The organism is Streptomyces sp. NBC_00876, assembly GCF_045207435.1.
GTDB lineage: Bacteria > Actinomycetota > Actinomycetes > Streptomycetales > Streptomycetaceae > Streptomyces.
This window is the reverse complement of sequence record NZ_CP108800.1, coordinates 772,715-790,856: the sequence shown is the minus strand read 5'-3', so window position 1 is coordinate 790,856 and position 18,142 is coordinate 772,715. Positions and strand designations below refer to the sequence as shown.

At 69.6% G+C, this 18,142-nt stretch carries 15 protein-coding genes and 2 pseudogenes; 7 read left to right on the top strand and 10 right to left on the bottom strand.

Features of this window, described 5'->3' with window-relative positions:
- Positions 1-8 precede the first annotated feature (8 nt).
- A complete protein-coding gene (locus tag OG782_RS03420; RefSeq protein ID WP_406447897.1) occupies positions 9-1,037 on the bottom strand; it encodes a LacI family DNA-binding transcriptional regulator in 1,029 nt (342 codons plus the stop codon).
- Positions 1,038-1,218: 181 nt separating this feature from the next.
- On the opposite strand from OG782_RS03420, the gene OG782_RS03415 reads away from it, so the two are divergent.
- The gene (locus tag OG782_RS03415; RefSeq protein WP_406447896.1) at positions 1,219-2,175 is read left to right on the top strand and encodes an ROK family protein; all 957 of its coding nucleotides are present in this window, start codon (positions 1,219-1,221) and stop codon (positions 2,173-2,175) included.
- A 132-nt stretch (positions 2,176-2,307) separates the two neighbouring features.
- Here the strand turns inward: OG782_RS03415 and OG782_RS03410 are convergent, their stop codons facing one another.
- Positions 2,308-4,347 carry an NPCBM/NEW2 domain-containing protein gene (locus OG782_RS03410; RefSeq protein WP_406447895.1) on the bottom strand — a complete coding sequence of 680 codons (2,040 nt, stop codon included), beginning with the start codon at positions 4,345-4,347 and terminating at the stop codon, positions 2,308-2,310.
- A 263-nt stretch (positions 4,348-4,610) separates the two neighbouring features.
- Here OG782_RS03410 and OG782_RS03405 point away from each other — a divergent pair.
- Positions 4,611-5,041: pseudogene (locus OG782_RS03405) on the top strand (carbohydrate ABC transporter substrate-binding protein); the annotation flags it as partial.
- Positions 5,042-5,192: 151 nt separating this feature from the next.
- Here the strand turns inward: OG782_RS03405 and OG782_RS03400 are convergent.
- Positions 5,193-5,654 (bottom strand): PaaI family thioesterase, encoded by a 462-nt coding sequence (locus OG782_RS03400; protein ID WP_406447894.1) that lies wholly within the window; start codon positions 5,652-5,654, stop codon positions 5,193-5,195.
- A 249-nt stretch (positions 5,655-5,903) separates the two neighbouring features.
- Here OG782_RS03400 and OG782_RS03395 point away from each other — a divergent pair, with 249 nt between their 5' ends.
- Together OG782_RS03395 and OG782_RS03390 are read left to right on the top strand one after the other, a co-directional pair.
- Positions 5,904-6,170: a hypothetical protein gene (locus OG782_RS03395; protein ID WP_406447893.1), complete on the top strand. Its 267-nt coding sequence runs from the start codon at positions 5,904-5,906 to the stop codon at positions 6,168-6,170.
- A 9-nt stretch (positions 6,171-6,179) separates the two neighbouring features.
- A complete protein-coding gene (locus tag OG782_RS03390) occupies positions 6,180-6,578 on the top strand; it encodes a hypothetical protein (RefSeq protein WP_406447892.1) in 399 nt (132 codons plus the stop codon).
- Positions 6,579-6,646: 68 nt separating this feature from the next.
- Here the strand turns inward: OG782_RS03390 and OG782_RS03385 are convergent, their stop codons facing one another.
- The 7 genes and pseudogenes from OG782_RS03385 to OG782_RS03355 form a co-directional block, all read right to left on the bottom strand.
- On the bottom strand, positions 6,647-6,823 hold the full coding sequence (locus tag OG782_RS03385; RefSeq protein WP_406447891.1) for a hypothetical protein: 177 nt from the start codon (positions 6,821-6,823) through the stop codon (positions 6,647-6,649).
- A 556-nt stretch (positions 6,824-7,379) separates the two neighbouring features.
- Positions 7,380-7,658: pseudogene (locus OG782_RS03380) on the bottom strand (transposase); the annotation flags it as partial.
- Positions 7,659-8,704: 1,046 nt separating this feature from the next.
- Positions 8,705-9,442, bottom strand: coding sequence for a FadR/GntR family transcriptional regulator (locus OG782_RS03375; RefSeq protein ID WP_406447890.1), 738 nt, complete (start codon positions 9,440-9,442; stop codon positions 8,705-8,707).
- Positions 9,443-9,504: 62 nt separating this feature from the next.
- Positions 9,505-10,125, bottom strand: coding sequence for a bifunctional 4-hydroxy-2-oxoglutarate aldolase/2-dehydro-3-deoxy-phosphogluconate aldolase (locus OG782_RS03370; protein WP_406447889.1), 621 nt, complete (start codon positions 10,123-10,125; stop codon positions 9,505-9,507).
- Between the two features lie 62 nt (positions 10,126-10,187).
- Positions 10,188-11,141 carry a sugar kinase gene (locus OG782_RS03365; protein ID WP_406447888.1) on the bottom strand — a complete coding sequence of 318 codons (954 nt, stop codon included), beginning with the start codon at positions 11,139-11,141 and terminating at the stop codon, positions 10,188-10,190.
- Positions 11,138-12,082: a dihydrodipicolinate synthase family protein gene (locus OG782_RS03360; protein WP_406447887.1), complete on the bottom strand. Its 945-nt coding sequence runs from the start codon at positions 12,080-12,082 to the stop codon at positions 11,138-11,140. Before OG782_RS03360 ends, OG782_RS03365 begins: the two co-directional genes overlap by 4 nt.
- Positions 12,083-12,091: 9 nt before the next feature.
- Entirely contained in the window at positions 12,092-13,852 is a 1,761-nt protein-coding gene (locus OG782_RS03355; RefSeq protein ID WP_406447886.1) for an IlvD/Edd family dehydratase, read from the bottom strand.
- A gap of 414 nt (positions 13,853-14,266) precedes the next feature.
- Between OG782_RS03355 and OG782_RS03350 the strand changes: the two genes are divergently transcribed.
- The 3 genes from OG782_RS03350 to OG782_RS03340 all read left to right on the top strand — a co-directional run bounded on the left by OG782_RS03350 (position 14,267) and on the right by OG782_RS03340 (position 18,057).
- Entirely contained in the window at positions 14,267-15,310 is a 1,044-nt protein-coding gene (locus tag OG782_RS03350) for a substrate-binding domain-containing protein (protein ID WP_406447885.1), read from the top strand.
- A 207-nt stretch (positions 15,311-15,517) separates the two neighbouring features.
- Entirely contained in the window at positions 15,518-17,026 is a 1,509-nt protein-coding gene (locus tag OG782_RS03345; protein ID WP_406447884.1) for a sugar ABC transporter ATP-binding protein, read from the top strand.
- The gene (locus OG782_RS03340; RefSeq protein ID WP_406447883.1) at positions 17,023-18,057 is read left to right on the top strand and encodes an ABC transporter permease; all 1,035 of its coding nucleotides are present in this window, start codon (positions 17,023-17,025) and stop codon (positions 18,055-18,057) included. The genes OG782_RS03345 and OG782_RS03340 overlap by 4 nt, the downstream gene beginning before the upstream one ends.
- Positions 18,058-18,142: the final 85 nt, after the last annotated feature.

The following is an 18,142-nucleotide window of genomic DNA, read 5'->3' as shown; positions in this document are numbered from 1 at the left end:
AAGTGGGCTCAGGCCGGGCGCAGTTCGCCCGATCCCCGCGGGATCAGCCTCGTCGGGAGCTCCACGCGTGCCGGGGCGTGGTCGGCTCCGTCGAGGCGGCGGAACAGGTGCTCGGCCGCGGTGCGGCCGACGGCCGCGGCGTCCTGGGAGATGACGGTGATGCCCAGCAGGTCCGCGAGCTCGATGTCGTCGAAGCCCACCAGGGCGACCGGCCGTTCCCGGTCCGCCAGGACGCGTACCGCGGTCACCGTCACCCGGTTGTTGCCCGAGAAGAGTGCCGTGACGGGCTCCGGACCGCAGAGCATGGTCTCGGCGGCGCGGCGGACCCGGCCGGGGTCCGTGGAGCCGAGGGAGACCCAGGAGTCCTCGACGGTGATTCCGGCGTCCGTCATGGCGGTGTGATACCCGCGAAGGCGCTCGGTGGCGGTGTGGATGCGGGGCTGGTCGCCGATGAAGCCGATCCGGCGGTGACCGTGCGCGATCAGATGGGCGACGCCCTCACGGGCGCCGCCGAAGCTGTCCGAGAGCACCATGTCGGCGTCGATCCGGCCCGCCGGACGGTCGACGAAGACCGTCGCTATGCCGGCCTTGATCTCCGGTTCCAGATAGCGGTGGTCGTCGCCCGCCGGAATCACGATGAGCCCGTCGACCCGGCGCGCGCACAGGGCGAGGACGAGTTCCTGCTCGCGCTCCGGGTCCTCGGCGCTCGAACCGTTGATGAGCAGGGCGCCGTGCGCCCGGGCGACCTCTTCCACGGCGCGGCTCAGCGGACCGTAGAACGGGTCGGCGAGGTCCTCCAGGACCAGGCCGATGGAGGCGGTGCGCCCCTTGCGCAGCACGCGCGCACTGTCGTTGCGGCGGAAGCCCAGCGCGTCGATGGCCTCCTGGACCCGGCGCTCGGTGTCGGGTGTGACGCCCGGCTCGCTGTTGACCACGCGCGAGACCGTCTTGAGGCCCACTCCGGCGCGCGCGGCCACATCCTTCATGGTCGGCCGGTTGCCGTAACGGGGCTCGGGGTGACGGGTGGTCTCGGCCACGGTGCGCTGTCCTGTCGTCGGGTGCGGGCTGTCCGGCGGGGCCGCGGAGGGTGCCGCGGAAGGGGCCGGAGGCTGTGGCGTCGAGCATAGGCCCTGGACAACGTTGTCAGCTGAATGGAGACTATGCAGACTATTCAATGAAGCCGCAGGTCCACCCCCTCACCATCCGGAGCCCACACCGATGCATACCGACCTCGTCGCCGCGCTGGACATCGGCGGCACCAAGATCGCCGGCGCGTTGGTGGACGGCAGCGGCACGCTCCTCGTACGGGCGCAGCGCCCGACGCCGGCCCGGGAGAGCGGCGAGCACGTCATGGCGGCGGTCGGCGAGGTGCTGGCCGAGCTGACCGCATCGCCGCTGTGGGGGCGGGCTTGCGCCGTCGGTATCGGCAGCGCGGGTCCGGTGGACGCCTCCGCGGGGACGGTCAGTCCGGTCAACGTTCCCGGCTGGCGGGGCTTTCCGCTGGTGGCGCGGGTGAGCAGGGCGACCGGCGGACTGCCCGTCGAGCTGGTCGGCGACGGGGTCGCGATCACCGCGGCCGAGCACTGGCTGGGCGCGGCCCGCGGCCACGACAACGCGCTGTGCATGGTCGTGTCGACCGGTGTCGGTGGCGGGCTCGTTCTCGGCGGCGCGCTCCACCCCGGCCCCAGCGGCAACGCGGGCCACATCGGACACATCAGCGTGGACCTCGACGGTGACCCGTGCCCGTGCGGTTCCCGCGGCTGCGTCGAGCGCATCGCGAGTGGGCCCAACATCGCGCGCCGCGCGCTGGAGGGCGGCTGGCGCCCCGGCCCGGACGGCGACGCGTCGGCGGTGGCGGTGGCGGCCGCGGCGCGGGCGGGCGACCCGGTCGCCGTGGCCTCGTTCGAGCGGGCCGCGCAGGCGCTGGCCGCGGGGATCGCGGCGACGGCCACGCTGGTCGAGATCGACATCGCGGTGATCGGCGGCGGGGTGGCCGGGGCGGGCGACGTACTGTTCGCGCCGCTGCGCAGCGCCCTGCGCCGGTACGCCACGCTGTCGTTCGTCCAGCAGCTGACGGTCGTGCCGGCGGTCATGGGCAACGACGCGGGGCTGGTGGGTGCGGCGGCGGCGGCCTTCGCTGCCCGCGTCGGCGCGGACGGCCCGGTCTCCGTCTAGACACCGCAGCCGTCCGGTGGGCCCGCCGGACGGCCGGGTCCCGGACCGTCCGGCGAGCGGGGATCCTGCGGCCGGGCGGCGACGGCGTCACGCCGCCACCCGGCCCCTCGGGTCCGTACCGTTCACACGGCCTCAGCAGGTGATGCGGAGGTCCCCCCAGTCCGCGTGGTCGTAGTCGACGCCGTCGCCGCCGTCGGTGACCACCAGGCGGACGACCTGCGCGCCGCTCACGTCCGCCGAGACGGACTGCGCGGCCATGTCGTTGGTCAGGACGCCGGTGGAGGCGGCCTTCGTGCCGTCCGACCAGATCTCGAAGGCCACGCTCCCCTTGGCGCCCGTCTCGTCGTCGACCCCGACACTGGCCGTCACGGTGCTGCACGCGCCGCCCGCGTAGTACTCGACGCTGCTGGACGCGTGAGCTCCCAGCCCCTTCGTGAACACCTGGCCGCCGATGGTCAGCGGCTTCCCGTCGCCCGCCGCGCTCTCGCCGTTGCTGGTGTCCTTCTCGACCGGCCCGTAGCCGTTGGAGGCGGAGAGCCGCGGCAGATCGCTCAGATAACCGCCCCCGGCCGGAGGCGCCACCACCACATGGGCCTGGAACGGTACGGAGGACCGCACCTGCTTCCCGGAGGGCGCGCGGTACCGAGTGGTGAGTGTCAGGTCGTACGTACCGGTGGCCGTGCCGGCCGGGGCCGTCACCTGCCAGCGCGTGGCCAGCGTCCGTCCCGTGGCGAGCGCCGCCGCCGTGGTCGCGGAATCGGCCCGTACCTGCCAGCCGGCCGGCCCGGTGAGCGCGGCCGACACCTTCGTGGCGGGCGTACGGCCCAGATCGGTGACCCGGGTCGTCAGCTTCGCCGTGCGGCCGGCCTCCACCAGCGCACTGCCGTCCAGAGCGAGCTCAACGGCGGGCGGATAGGCCGCCCAGTGCTTGTCGGCCGCGACACGCAGCAGCACGGTGCCATGGGCCGGGACGGTCGCCGAGAGGCCTCCCGCCGTGTTGGTGGTGGTGTGCGTCCACAGGTCGCGCACGCTGTACGCGGTGGCCTCCGGCAGCCCCGCCTCCGTGGCCGTCGTCGAGATCCGCTGCGCACTGCCGGTCTCGTTGAACAGTGCGACTGCCCGGCTGCCGTCCTGCATCTCCTTGGCGACGACCCAGCGCCCGCCGTCGGAGGAGAGCACGGTGCCCTGCTTGCCCAGCGGGTCCTGGTCGACGGCGATGACCTCGTGGTTGGAGAGGATGTCGAACGTCTCCGGCGTCGCCTTGCGCAGATCGGCCCCGATGAGCAGTGGCGCGGCCATGACCGACCACATGGAGAAGTGGGTGCGGTATTCGGTGTCCGTCATCCCGCCGTTCCCGACCTCCAGCATGTCGGGGTCGTTCCAGTGGCCGGGGCCCGCGGCCGCGGCGAGCGGAAGGTTCTGCTTCATGATCGACAGCATGCTGTTCCAGCTGTCGTTGATGTCGCCCGTGGTGCGCCAGAGGTTGCCCAGTTCGGCGGCCCACTCCCAGGGTTTGTTCTCGCCCCACTCGCAAATGCTGTAGACGATGGGCCGGCCGGTCGCGGCCAGCGCGTCACGCATCGTCGTATAGCGCTCTTTCGCGTCCACACCCAGGTTGTTGCAGTTGTCGTACTTGAGGTAGTCGACGCCCCAGTCGGCGAACTGCTGCGCGTCGCTGAACTCGTGGCCCAGCGCGCCCGGAATTCCGACGCTGTCACAGGTCCTGGTACCCGCGCTGGTGTATATGCCGAGCTTGAGCCCCTTCGAGTGGACGTAGTCGGCGACGGCCTTGATCCCGTTCGGGAAGCGCACCGGATCGGCTTCCAGCTTGCCGTCCGCATTGCGCTGCGTCTTGGCCCAGCAGTCGTCCAGATTGACGTACTCGTAGCCCGCTTCCTTGAGTCCCTTCTCGACGAAGATATCGGCGATTCCCTTGACCATCGACTCGTTGAACTCGGCCCGGCAATGGGTCGAGTTCCAGTTGTTGAAGCCCATGGGGGGAGTGAGGGCAAGGCCGCTTCCGGCCGGTGCGCCGGCGGGCGGCGCCGGGGTGGCCGGGGAGTGGGCCGCGGCGGGAACGGTTGCTCCCGCCGCGCACAGGAGGGCTGCGGTCAGCGCTCCGATGACTCTGTGGCGGCTTGTTCGGGTTGCGCTGCTGGAAAAGTGACGCATCGTTAGGTTCCTCCGGACTCGTGCCGAATCGAGTAGCGCCATGCACACATCAAGACGAGCGATTACGTTAGAGCCTGTTGGAGAATGTTGGAAGAGGGTGGGTGCTGGTTGCCCGGGATCTCGTCAAAACCCTTGACGGGGCCCCTGGTTGGGAGTGGGATCCAAGCGGGCGTTCGGTTGTGTTGGGTTGCCTTCCGGCAGAGGGGGTCATGGCGCACGCGTACGACAGGCCAGAGCTGCCCGGTAGCGTCGCGGGATATCGGATGTCCCGTCGGAGTCTGCTGCGTGGTGCGGCGGTTGGAGCCGGTGCGGTAACACTTCCCGCGCTGCTCACCGCGTGCGGAGGCGGTCCCGGTGGTGACGGGAAGACCATCACTCTGGGCTCGAACTCGTCCGATCCCATTCCGGAGAAGACGTTCGCGGAGGCCTTCAAGGCCTGTGCCGCTCAGTCGGGCGGCCGGAAGGCGAAGGCCAATACCGTTGACCACAACACTCTTCAGGGGAACATCAAACTCAAACGGTATCTACGGGGAAGCCCGATGACGTCTGCATGTGGTTCGCCGGAAACCGCATGCAGTACCTCGCGCCCTACTGCTGCTATCCGTGGGCCGTATTCAACCGGAAGAGTCTCTTCAGCGAACGGGGCCAACGGGCGCCGGTGACGCTGGACGAGTACGTGACCCTCGCCAAACAGACCTCGGTGATCGTCGCGCTCCCGGCCCTCGTCGCCTTCCTGCTGCTGCAGCGGCACTTCATCGCGGCGCTCACGCTGGGCTCCGGCAAGGGGTGACCGGGAGCTGGGGGAGCAGGTGCTTACGTGGGGCCCGGCAGGAACGGCAGCCAGGTCATTCCGTGGGCCTGTCCACACGGATCAGTGTCTGCTGGCCGTTGGCGACGAGCTTCCGCTCGCCGTCGCTGCGGACGCCGAACACCTCCAGGAGACACACGGTCAGAGTGCGTCCGGACTTCAGGACGGTGCCGATGGCCTCCAGGCGGTCGCCGGCGGCGGGCGCCAGGAGGTTGATCTTGTACTCGACGGTGAGGACCTCGGAATCCTCGGAGAGCAGGGTGAGCGCCGCGTAGCCGCCCGCGCTGTCCGCGATGGCGCTGGTGGCACCGGCGTGGATGTAGCCGTGCTGCTGGGTCACCTCCGGCCGGGACGGAAGCTCGATGTGCACCCGGCCGGGGCCGATGTGGCTGAGGCGTGCGCCGAGATGGGCCATGAGGCCCTGGCGCTCGAAGCTGTCCTGGACCCGCCTGCGGATCGCGGAGTCCGCTTCTTCCTGGTGCGCAGAGGGGTGTCCCATGTGCTCTCCTTCGGACGCCGTACGGGGTGGGCCGGGCACGACAGCCTGCCAGGCGCTCCATCAGCAGGTGCCCGCCGACGACGATCATCATGGCACCGCAGGCCTGAGCGTCGTCGACGACCGCCCGCTTCCCGAGCAGCCGCCAGCCCCATGGGGCTGTGCGCCGGCGGAGCGGCCCCGGAGGCACGGAAGGGGGACGCGGGCCCGATGGCAGAGGCGATTGTCAGTGGCGGGTGCGATCCTGCCTGCATGGACGAGATCATGCGGCGGCGGGTGTACGGCGCCGATCACGACGACCCCGACCCGGGGCCCCGGCCGGGTCGCAACTACCGGGAACTGGTGGGCGGCCCGCTCGACGGGCTGCTGCTGGACGTCACCGGCTGGACGGAGGTGGCCCTCGCGGACGGCTCCGCCCTGATCACCGAGATCGGCTCCTACGGGCCGGGCGGCCGGGCCGAGTACGGGCCGCGTCCGGACGAGCCGTACAAGTGGGACTGGCGGGGCGACACGCCGTAGCATCCGGGGATGTCACGCAGCGAGAAGAAGTCCCGCCGCCTCGTCGTCGACGGCACCGTCTTCCTCTGGAAGGTCGGTCACCGGCACGAGAGGGACGGTGGCCCGGAGCAGAACTGCCGCGAGATACTCGCCGTCCATCCGCTCGACGGCCGGGGGCGGTTGGAGATCGTCTTCCGGCCAGGACCCGGCAGGCTGGTGCCCGACGGCAGGCTGCACTCCGGCGGGGTGGCCACCGCGGGCGCCTACCTCAACCTGAACGAGCCGGGAACGGTGCGTGCACTGGTCGACGAGGCGATATCCGTTCACGGCTGGGACACCGATGACGCGGTGCCCCGGACGGTCGACGGATGGAGCGTCTTCGACGCGGTGTCCGCCCGTCGGCCCGAGACCACCCAGGAGCCGGGTTAGGGCAACGCCGGCCCGACGGACTGACCCGCGGTGCGGTAGCGGGGCGTTCGGCCGGTTCGCACCGGACGTCAGTGGCCCCGGTCCGAGGACTGCTGCGGCACGATCACCAGGAACACGTCCTGTTCCAGATCCATCACGACCTCCGCCGCGACACCCTCGCCGCGACGGGCCGCCGCGAACTCCTCCGCCGGCCAACTGCCTCGCGGGCCCCCTGCGGGGAACTGTTCAAGCACGGTGCGACGCACGGTCCACCCCCTGTCGTTCTTCCTGCTGCCCGCTCCAACGACGTCCGGCCGTACCCGTTACGGCTCCGCGGACGCCGCCCCCGTACCCGAGGACCTCCGCCGGCGGCCGTCCGTGGTTGCGTTCGTCCAACGGCATCGCCTCAAACGTGTCTTCGAGGCAGGGTGTTGCGGGCAAGCCACAGGGGGCTACGGAAGAGGGGGAACCGTGATCGTCTGGATCAACGGTCGCACGACCTAACCTTCAGCAGAGCGTGCAACGCAGCAATCAGTCGGCACTGGCTATGCACCTTCGTTCGTGCACCTTCGTGGTGGTCGAGCCCCGACCACCCCTACGGCCCCATCGGCTATATCGTCCCCGGCCCCGCCGATGCGACCGGTTCCGTCTTTTCCGCCAAGTCCGGTCCGTTCTGCCCGGCCCAAAAGCCCAAGCAGGGCGTTCCCTCAGGGAAGCAGTCGGGCATCGCAAGAAGTGGAACACCTGCGGAGTTCCTGCTCAGTTCGGCATCCATGGACAGCAGGGTCTGTACAGCGAGTGGTGTATCTCAGGGGTTGGTTGTTACTGCTGTGCTGCAGTGAGCCTGCCTTCGAAGGCGATGTCGAATGCCTGGAGTGCCGGCTTCCATCGCCTGGTCCAGCGTTTCGCGCCGGTGCCGGTCGGGTCCAGGCTCATGACCGCGAGGTAGACGCTCTTGAGGGCGGCCTGGATACGGGCGTTGACGGACTCGATCACGTTGGTCGTGCACACGATCTTGCGGATCTCGACGTCGAACTGGAGGAAGGGCACGAACTCCGCCCAGGCGTTCTCCCACACCCGCACGATCGCGGGGTACTTCGCTCGCCCCGGGATTCTCCCAGTGCAAGATAGTTTGTGTTGCTTTTCTGGCTGCGGCGCGGGCGCGCTGTGTCCTCAGCCGCGTTCACCCATCAAGCCCCCGGCGCGACCGGGGCGATGGCGCGGTCGGCGCGGCCTCCCTGGCGGCGGTCCAGGGAGACCGCGATCCCCTCGTGGGGCACAATGAGCGGCGCCGCGCCGACCTCGGCCCTGCGCCCTCGACGCCCAGCGCGCAGTACACCCTGTAGCTGTCGAGCCGGGAGAGGTTGCGCGGGCTGCTGATCGGGACGAGCGTGGCCACGGAATGGGCGGCGCGCTTGCGTACCCAGGCCACCGCCAACTGGGCGGGTGTCACGCCGGTCTCCTCGGCGATCGCCCGCGCGAGAGGCACGCCAGGCGGGGAAGTTGGGCGGCGCGGCATGCCGCGGGGAGTGCCCCCTGGGTCAGGGCTTCCTGCATTTTGTTCAGGAGAGCGAGGATGACTTCCAGCAGATCCGTTCCGTCCCTGACCAGTCGTCGACGGGGGTCGTGGATCAGCTGACTGAGTTCGTCGACCCAGGAACCTTCCCGGTGCGCTTGTTCGGCTTTCTGTACCACCGCTCGGAGAACGCTGGCCTGGGGCCCATCGGCCGCCAACTCTCGCAGGCGACGGATGGGCCTCACCGGTGCCCCGCGAGGCGATGTGGTCGAGTGCGGCATCAATGTGCGTCTGCGCAGCAGGTGCACTCGGCGGGGGACGAGCCAGACGAGTCCGTCGGGGGTAGCGGCCCAGGAGGATGCGGCCGGTTCGGCGAGTGCCGGTTCGGGCAGTTCGACGAGCCACGCCTGAGTGCTGTGAGAGCGGGAAGGGGCGGCGGCGACTGCTTCGAGCGCGGTGCCGTCGGTGCGAAGACGGTGCGGCGTGGAGGAGGGCCATTTCCAGCAGTTGGCCGCGCGGGCCGATGTGGCGGGCCGCAGTGCTGGTGAGGAGGAAGGCCAGGAGTGTCGGTGCCCAGGCTTGCCACTGGCCTGGGTTAGCGTCCGGAGGTGCCGCTCGTGTGCTGCCCCGTTCAAGCCGTACGGGGACGGCTGCCGAGCGCGCAGTGCGCGCCGCCTTCCAGGAGTTGTTCCACCTCGCGGTGGGCGGAATCGACGATGGCGCGGACGCACCGCGACGCATCGTCCGGGCGTCCGTCGGCGATGGCCTCGGCCACCTCCATATGGCGGCGTACGGCGTCCACGTCCACGTGGTCCGGCATCAGGGGCAGGTCGCGGCGGGCGAGGAGAAGCTCCTCAGTGACCTCGGAGAGCTGGGCGAACATCCCGTTCCCTGAGGCATTCAGCAGCGCCCGGTGAAAAGCCAGGTCCGCCGCTATGAAGCCCTGGATGTCATCAGCTCGAGCGACACTCTCCATCGCCCGGGCGAGCTCGACGAGCGCCTTCCGCGAACTGGGTGACGCGCCCACCGCCGCGAGAGCAGCGGCGGACGGTTCCACCGCGGCCCGCAACTCGGTGAGTTCGCGCAGCTGGGCGTTGCGGAAGGGCGAGGCCAGTCGCCATCGGATGACCTGGGGGTCGTAGAGGTTCCACTCGATCATCGGCCGCACGGTGATTCCCACGCGGGGCCGGCTCGTGACGACCCGCTTCGACTCCAGGACCCGGACCGCCTCGCGTGCCACGGTCCGGGAGACTCCGTACCGGTCCTGTACGTCTTCGAGGCGGAGCACCTCGCCCGCACGAATCTGCTCCGCGGCGAGGGACTCCCCGATGCGCTCGACCACCTGACCGTGCAGTCCGTGAAGTTCCACGCCACTCCCTGTCGTCCGTTTCGAAAGCGCCTACATTTGCCGATTGTGGCGTCCGGTGCTCGTCAACGAGAATTGGCGAGTCTGCGCAAGAGCGTGCCCACGCGTTCACCTGTGCTCGGGGCACCGCCCGACGTCAGGGCCGAACCGATCCCGCAGGCCACCGCACCCGCGGCGATCCATTCCGGGGCATTGTCGATTGTCACACCTCCAGTGGGCAGCAGGGGGGCCTGGGGGAGTGCCGCGCGCACGTCGCGCAGCCAGGCAGGTGATACAGCCGAGGCAGGGAAGAGCTTCAGCGCGTCGGCGCCCTCCTCCAGGGCGTGCACCATTTCAGTCGGGGTGGCGACGCCGGGGAAGACCGGAACTCCGTAGCGGTGGCCTGCGCGGATGACTTCCGGGTGGAGGCTTGGCGACACGAGGAAGCGTGCGCCGGCTTCTATGGCCGCGCGGGCCGCAGCCGCGTCGATGACGGTGCCCGCGCCGAGCAGCGCGTCAGGGCGGGTCTCGGCGAGGCGGGCCAGGGCGGTGAGAGCACGTGGTGTGGTCAGGGCGATCTCCACGGCGTGCAGCCCGGCGTCCAGGACGGCTTCCGCCGCGATGACGGCCTCGTCCGGACCTGCCGTGCGGATGATGCCGAACACGCGCTGTGCGGTGACGGCCTGGGTGGTTTCCCATCGGTACATGACGTTCATACTCTTTTGCTTGTGTAGGGGTGTGGTGGTTCGGCGGTGGCCGGTCGCCGCTGTCACCGGATGACGGTTTCGGATCCGGCGTCCGTGAAGCCGGCCAGGGCGCGATCGAGTCCGGCCTGGTTGGGCAGACCGTCCGTGTCCGTGGGGCATTGGACCACCAAAGCCGCCACAGCGGCGGCCTGGCGCAGGCACTGATCTGGGCCATGACCGTGCAGCAGGCCCGAGAGGAATCCTGCGGCGAAGGCGTCCCCCGCTCCCACGGGGTCGGAGACCGGTACGTCGAAGGCGGGCTGTCTGGCCGCTTCCGCCTCGGAGGTGAGACAGGTGGCCGATTTGTCGCGGTGCTTCACGACGACGGTTCGCGGCCCCTTGTCGAGCAGTGTGGCCGGGTCCGGGACGCCGAGCAGTTCCCACTCGTCCTCGCCCGCCAGCACCACGTCCGCACGGGACAGTAGGGGGGTGACGACCTCGCGCCAGCGGTCGGGTGAGCCGAGCTTGTGACGGATGTTCGGATCGAACGAGACCGTCGCGTCGGCGGCTCGCGCCAGTTCGAAGAGGCGCAAGGTGGCCCGGTGCGCCGAATCCGACAGCATTGGGGTGATGCCGGTGATGTGGACGAGTCGCGCCCCCTCGAACATGCGGGGCTCCAGTTCGTTCGGGGACATCCGGGAGGCGGCTGAGCCCGTACGCAGATACTGCACGTCGATGGCGCGCGCCGGATGGCTGTCGCGCATGAGAACTCCGGTCGGAGCCTCGGGGTCCGTTATGGCGTACGAGCTGTCCACGCCTTGCGCGCGGAGCTGGGCCAGCACGGCCCGCCCTGCCGGATCGTCACCGACGCGGCCCAGCCACCGGACGGAGTGTCCGAGCCGGGCCAGACCCGCCGCCACATTGCTCTCGGCGCCAGCGATGGAACGGCGGAACGCGAGCGCGTGTTCCAGCGGCACCCCGGGTTCGGCCAGCATGAGGAGCATGGCCTCGCCGCACACGACGACCTCGGCGCTCATCGGGCCAGCTCCGGCACCTGGGGGGCGAACTCGGCGCAGAAGCGGTCGATCATCTTCAACTCTTCCTCGTCGAGCCGGTACCCCGGGGCCCGGCAGTGGGCGGACGCAATCCAGCCACGGCGCACGGAGATCTCCTTCTCGACGGCGATGATGAGCTCCACGTTCTGCATCCAGTAGGAGAGGTAGGGCAGCATCCGGGTGTGCAGGGCGACGGCCCCGGTCTCGTCGCCCGCCTCCCAGCGCCTCCAGAGCTCGACGTACAACTCGGTGAAGGAGCAGCCCGGCTGCACGCCGACCGCGCCCCGCCGCAGGGCGTCCGGCAGTTGCAGACCGGCGTAGCCGACGAGCGAGGGCAGCGGACGTGGCCCGGCGGCCAGAGCCGCGATCAGCCGGCCCGGGGGAGCGGACTCGACCTTGACCCAGCGCAGATTGGGGTGTTCGGCGGCGAGCCGGTGCAGGGTGGGAGCGTCCAGTGCCGTTCCGGTCTGCGCCGGGGCGTACTGCACCACGACGGGCAGCGGATCGACGGCGGCGAGTATCGCACGCAGGTGGGCCGAGACGGCGTCCCTGGAGGGCGCGAGGAAGTGGGGCGGGAGCAGGTTGACGGCGTCGGCCCCGAGTTCCGCGGCCCGGAGAGCCTGGCGGACCGCGGACCGGGTGGCGTGGTCCGGGACGGAGACGATGGCGGCGACATCGTGGCGGTGCCGGGTCTGCTGGAGGAGAAGCCCGGTGAGCAGTTCCCGCTCGTCGGGGTCGAGTTTGTGGAACTCGCTCGCGAAACCGGGGAACATCAGCGAGCTCACCCCGGCCGCGAGTACCCGGTCCACCACTGTGGTGAATCCGTCGGGGTCGAGCTCTCCGTCGTCGTGGAACGGAACCTCCAGTACGGGTGAGACTCCTCGGATCAGTGTGTCGAGATCCTTGTGTACGGGTGCGGACATGTCGGTTCCTCAGAAGGCTTGGCGGGGCGGGGGCGAGTCGGTCGCGCCGACGAGGAAGTCGAGGTCGGCGCCGGTGTCGGCCTGCGTGACGTGTTCGGTGTAGAGGTAGGTCCAGCCGCGGGTGACGGGCGGTTTCGGCGGCTGCCAGGCGGAGCGCCGCCGGTCCATCTCGGTCTCGTCGATCAGCACGTCGAGGCGCCGCCCGGGCACGTCCAGTCTGACCTGGTCGCCGGTGCGGACGAAGGCCAGCGGGCCGCCGACGGCCGCCTCCGGTGCCACGTGCAGCACGCACGTACCGAAGGCGGTGCCGGACATGCGGGCATCGGATACGCGCACCATGTCCCTGATCCCGGCGTCCAGCAGCTTCTTCGGCAAGGGCAGGTTGCCCACCTCGGGCATGCCCGGATAGCCGCGGGGGCCTGTGTTGCGGACGATGAGCACCGTCTCGGCGGAGACGTCGAGCGTGGGGTCCTCGGCAACGGCGAGGTATTCCTCGATGGAGTCGAAGACGAGGGCGGGGCCGGTGTGGTCCAGCAGGTGCGGTGCGGCAGCTGACAGTTTGATGACGGCACCGTCCGGGGCGAGGCTGCCGCGAACCACGGCCGTCCCTCGTCCCGCGGGCAGCACCGGGTTGTCGAAGGCCCGGATGACCTCACGGTCGTACACCTGCGCACCCTGGCAATTGGCTGTCAGGGAAAGTCCGGTGACCGTCACCGTGTCCTGGTGCAGTGCGTCCTGCAGGTCGTTGACGAGCGCCGGCAGCCCTCCGGCGTAGGCGAACTCCTCCATCAGGAATCGCCCGGAGGGCATCAGGTCGATGAGCAGCGGAAGTTCGGCGCCCAGGCGGTCGAAGTCGTCGAGTTCCAGGGGTACTCCCAGCCGGCCGGCCAGGGCGAGCAGGTGTACCACCGCGTTGGTGGACCCGCCGATCGCCGCATTGATCCGGACGGCGTTCTCGAAGGCGGCTCGCGTCATGATGCGCCGGGGGGTGAGGTCGCTTCCCGCGAGTGCCACGGCACGTGCGCCGGTCTCTTCGGCCAGTGTGCCGCGCCGGGCGTCCACGGCCGGAAGTCCGGAGCCGCCGGGCAGCATCATGCCCAGGGCCTCCGTGAGACAGGCCATGGTGGAGGCCGTTCCCATGGTCATGCAGTGCCCCGCCGAGCGGTTCAGGGACGACTCGAACTCGGTGAACTCCTCCTGCGATATCGTCCCGGCGCGCAGCTCTTCCGTCATCCGCCAGATGTCCGTGCCGGAACCCACGTTGCGGCCCTTGAACCGGCCGTTGAGCATGGGTCCCCCGGTGAGGACGATGGCGGGCACACCGGCGCTGGCGGCACCCATCAGCGCGGCGGGCGTGGTCTTGTCGCACCCGGTGAGCAATACGACGGCGTCGATCGGATTGGCCCGGATCTGTTCTTCGATCTCCATGGCCGCCAGGTTGCGGTAGAGCATCGAGGTCGGCCGCAGGAACGGTTCCCCGAGAGACATGGCAGGGAATTCCAGGGGGAAGCCGCCCGCCTGCAGCACTCCACGCTTCACCGCGTCCGCGAGGATCTGCAAGTGGCCGTTGCACGGGGTCAGTTCGGAGAACGTGTTGCAGATGCCGATGACCGGGCGGCCGTCGAAGTTGTGACCACCGCGCCCCATGGCTCGCAGGTGGTGACGGGCGATGAATCCGTTCTTGCCGCCGTCGCCGAACCAGGCACGGCTCCTGAGTGGCTCTCGACGGGTGACGGGAACTGTGGCTGACGGTGTCTCTCGCTCTGCCATGTATGAGCCTCCGATGGGGTGCGGCCGCGCGGTTCCGCCCGCTTGAGACCGTGCTGTGACCGTGCAGGGGCTTGCCCTGCCGACGGTTTTAATGATGCTATCAAATGACGATAACGCCTCAGGGGCTGCGTGCGGCTGTCACGGAAGCGGAGGTTCACCCGTGGTACGCAATGCGCCGGTGCGGCTCGTCCGCTTCTTGACCTTTGGCGTACCGCCTGTCGCCACCGCCGGAACCCGTCCGTCGGGCACCGGCGGACCGGCCCCCCGCACACCCCCGCACCAATGCACGAAGCCCGGCGCCCTCCGCGGACGGGCAAGCACACCGACGTGACCCGGAACCACCGGATCAGTCCTCACCACACGGCCCCGACAGCACGATGCGCGGCGGTCACTGCCAGCTCGAAGGAGCTCCTCATGAACTCTTCGTTCCACCGGAACATCGCCGTGGCCACCGGCCTGCTGCTCACTCTCGGTCTCGCCACGGCGTGTTCGTCGGGCAAGGAGTCCTCCGGCAGCGACGCGGTCGACAAGAAGGTCGAAGGCAAGATCTCCCTCACGTACCTGCAGAAGCAGGGCGATCAGGAGTACTTCATCGGCGAGGCGGCCGGCGCCAAGGCGAAGGCCAAGGAGCTGGGCATCGACCTCAAGGTCGTCAACCTGGGCAACGACGCCAACAAGACCGTCAGCGAGGTCCAGTCCGCCGTCGCACAGAAGACGAGCGGCATCATCATCGTCGTCCCCGACCCGGCCGTCGGCCCGCAGGTCGTCCAGACGGCGAAGGACGGCAAGGTCGCCCTGCTCACCTCCGACGACCAGATCTGCACCACCGGACCCGACCCCGCCGCCTGCGGAAAGGACGACCTGGTCCCCCGCATCGGGTTCAGCGGTGCGCAGATGGGTGAGGAGGTCGGCAAGCGCGCGGCCGCCGAGTACAAGAAGGCCGGCTGGAAGGCGGCCGACACCCGGGTCATCTCGGCCTGGAAGCAGGACGTCACCGTCTGCGGCGACCGGGTCAACGCGGCCAAGAAGACCTTCGACGCCGCGGTGCCCGGCGTGAAGACCATCAACGTGCCCACCGACAACACCCCCACCGGCGCCCAGGACAAGATCGCCGCGACGATCACCGCGAACTCCAAGGTCAAGAACTGGGTCGTCTGGGGCTGCAACGACGAGAACGCCATGGGCGGGGTCACCGCCCTGCAGAACGCCGGCATCGGCCCCGACCACGTCATCGGCGTCGGTCTCGGCGCCTACCTCGCCTGCAAGGAATGGCAGACCGACAAGAAGAGCGGCATGAAGGCCGCCCTCTTCATCAACGGCAAGGACGTCGGCGCCCTGGCCGTCCAGACCATGTACGACAAGCTCAAGAACGGCAAGAGCTTCCCGCAGGAAGCCTTCGCTCCCACCACGATGGTCGACCACTCCTCCTGGAAGACCGCCGGTCTCACCTGCGGCTGACCCGGCCCGGCCCGCGGCCGCACCAGCGGTTGCTGCCACGGGCCGGAACGGCACCGCTCCATGCCGGTCCAACACCCTTGACCACTCTGCGCGCCATGCCTTCGAGGTGAACGACATATGACAAAAGCCCCCCACGCGCCCGCCGGCCCGGACCCTTCCGAAGGACAGACTGAAGAAGCGTCGCCGCCTTCCCCGTCGCCGGGCATCGTGGACGTCACCAAACGGTTCGGGGCGGTGCGGGCCCTTGGCGGGGTCACGCTCGACTTCCCCCGCGGGCAGGTCACCGCACTGATGGGTGAGAACGGCGCGGGCAAGTCGACCCTGCTCAAGATCCTCACCGGTGACCACCAGCCCACCCAGGGGCACATCGTCCTGGGTGGCGAGCGCGTGGTGCTCGACTCCCCGGCCAAGGCACGCACGGCAGGCATCCGGATCATTCCGCAGGAACCGGAGATCATCCCGCACATCTCGGTCGCCGAGAACGTCTACGCCGGCGCCCTGCCGCGCAAGTCCGGCCGGCGATTCGACCGGGCCGAGCTCCGCCGCCGCATCGACGCGGACTTGGCCCGGCTGGGCTTCGCCGATGTCCTGGACCCGAACCTCCTGGGTTCACAGCTGACCCCGGCACAACGCCAGCTGGTCGAGATCATGCGCGCCCTCACCGGCAGTACCGCGGCGACACTGATCGCGTTCGACGAACCCACGTCCTCCCTCGCCGAGCACGAGGTGGACGCCCTGTTCGCCCTGATCCGGCGACTGCGGGACCAAGGCATCGCGATCGTCTACGTCTCGCACCGCATGCAGGAGATCTTCCAGCTCGCCGACCGCATCGCCGTGCTGCGCGACGGCAGCCTGGTCGGTGTCCAGCAGGCCGACACGACGAACGAAGCAGAGCTCGTACGCCTCATGGTGGGCCGCGACCTGTCCACCATGTTCGTCCGACAGCGGGTCGCCACCGACCGCCTCGTCCTCGACGTCAAGAACCTCACCACCGACGATGTCCACGACATCTCGCTCCGGGTCCACGCCGGCGAAGTCGTCGGCCTGGCCGGTCTCATCGGAGCAGGACGCTCAGAACTCGCCCTCGCGCTGGCCGGCGACCAGCCCGTCCACAGCGGCACCGCCGCCCTCGACGGAGTCCCACTGCCAAGTGGCCGCCCCGGCGCGGTGATCCGCGCCGGCCTCGGACTCGCCCCCGAGGAGCGCAAGGCGCAGGCGCTCTTCCTGCAGCAGTCCGTCCGCGCCAACATCTCCCAGGTAGTCCTCGACCGGCTACGGCGCTCCCGCTTCGTACGCCGCACCGCCGAACGAGAGCTCGCCCAGCACTACACCGACCGGCTCCGGGTCCGCACACCCTCGATCGACCACGAAGTGCGCAAACTCTCCGGCGGAAACCAGCAAAAGGTCGTCCTCGCCCGCTGGCTCGCCCGCAAACCCAAGGTCCTCATCCTCGACGAGCCGACCCGCGGCATCGACGTCGGCGCCAAGGCCGAGATCTACCAGATCATCGCCGACCTCGCCGCCGACGGTGTGGCCGTCCTCGTCATCTCCTCCGAACTCCCCGAACTCCTCGGCCTCGCCGACCGCGTCGTCGTCATGCAGGGCGGCCGCATCACCGGCGAACTCAACCACGGCGAAGCCACCGAAGAATCCATCCTCCAGCTCGCCATGGCCGACGACATCATCAGCACCCGTACCCCCGGAGCCTCTTCATGACCACCACCAGCGCCCCATCCCCGGCAGTCAAGGAGCCGTCGGAAGGGCCGGCCTCCTCGATGCCGAAGCTGCTCTCCCGCATCAGCGGGCAAAACATCAGCCTCGTCGGCGCGCTGATCCTCGTGCTCGGGCTGTTCGGGGTCCTCAACGATAACTATCTGAGCCTGTCGAACATGCAGGTCATCGCGGAGGCGGCGACCATCACCGGGCTCCTCGCGATCGTGCAGACCGTCGTGATCATCTGCGGCGGCCTCGACATCTCCGTCGGCTCGCAGGCCGGTGTGGCATCCGTGGTCAGCGCCATGGTCTTCACCAGCACAGGCACCAACGCCTTCCTCGGCATGGCGGCCGCCATCGGAGTCGGCCTGCTCATCGGCGCCCTCAACGGTCTGATCATCGTCTACGGCCGGGTCAACCCCACCATCGCCACCCTCGCCGGCCTCGCCGCCTACAAGGGCCTCGCCCAACTCCTGTCCGACGGACGCGCCCAGGGATACGTCCTGAACAACGACGTCTTCATCTTCCTCGGCCGCGGAAAGATCGCCGGACTTCCCGTCATGGTCTGGATCCTCATCGTCGTCGCCGTGGCCGTCCACATCCTGCTCCGCTACACCGACATCGGCCGCAACATCTACGCCATCGGCGGCAACGACACCGCCGCCCGCCTCGCCGGCATCAACATCAACAAATACCTGATCTGCGTCTACGCCCTCATCGGCATCGTGGCCGCCATCGCCGGCATCCTCCTCACCGCCCGCACCGGATCCGGCCAGCCCACCTCCGGCAGCGAAGGCCTCGAACTCAAGGCGATCACCGCCGCCGCACTGGGCGGCGCGGCCCTCAAGGGAGGCAAGGGCGGCATCGGCGGCACCCTCCTCGCCGTCGCCCTCCTCGGCGCCCTGGAGAACGGTCTCACCGTCCAGGGCATCAACTCCTTCTGGCAGAACGTCGCCCAGGGCGCCCTCCTCGTCATAGCCGTCGTGATCCAGCAGCGACGCAGCGGCGAACGCGCTGTCGGACTACCCAACTGACTCAGCCGGGCCAGGCCCCACGCGGCCCGGGAAGGAAGGAGAGCCTTTCGCCGAACCACGTGCCCATACCGATCCGCACACATAG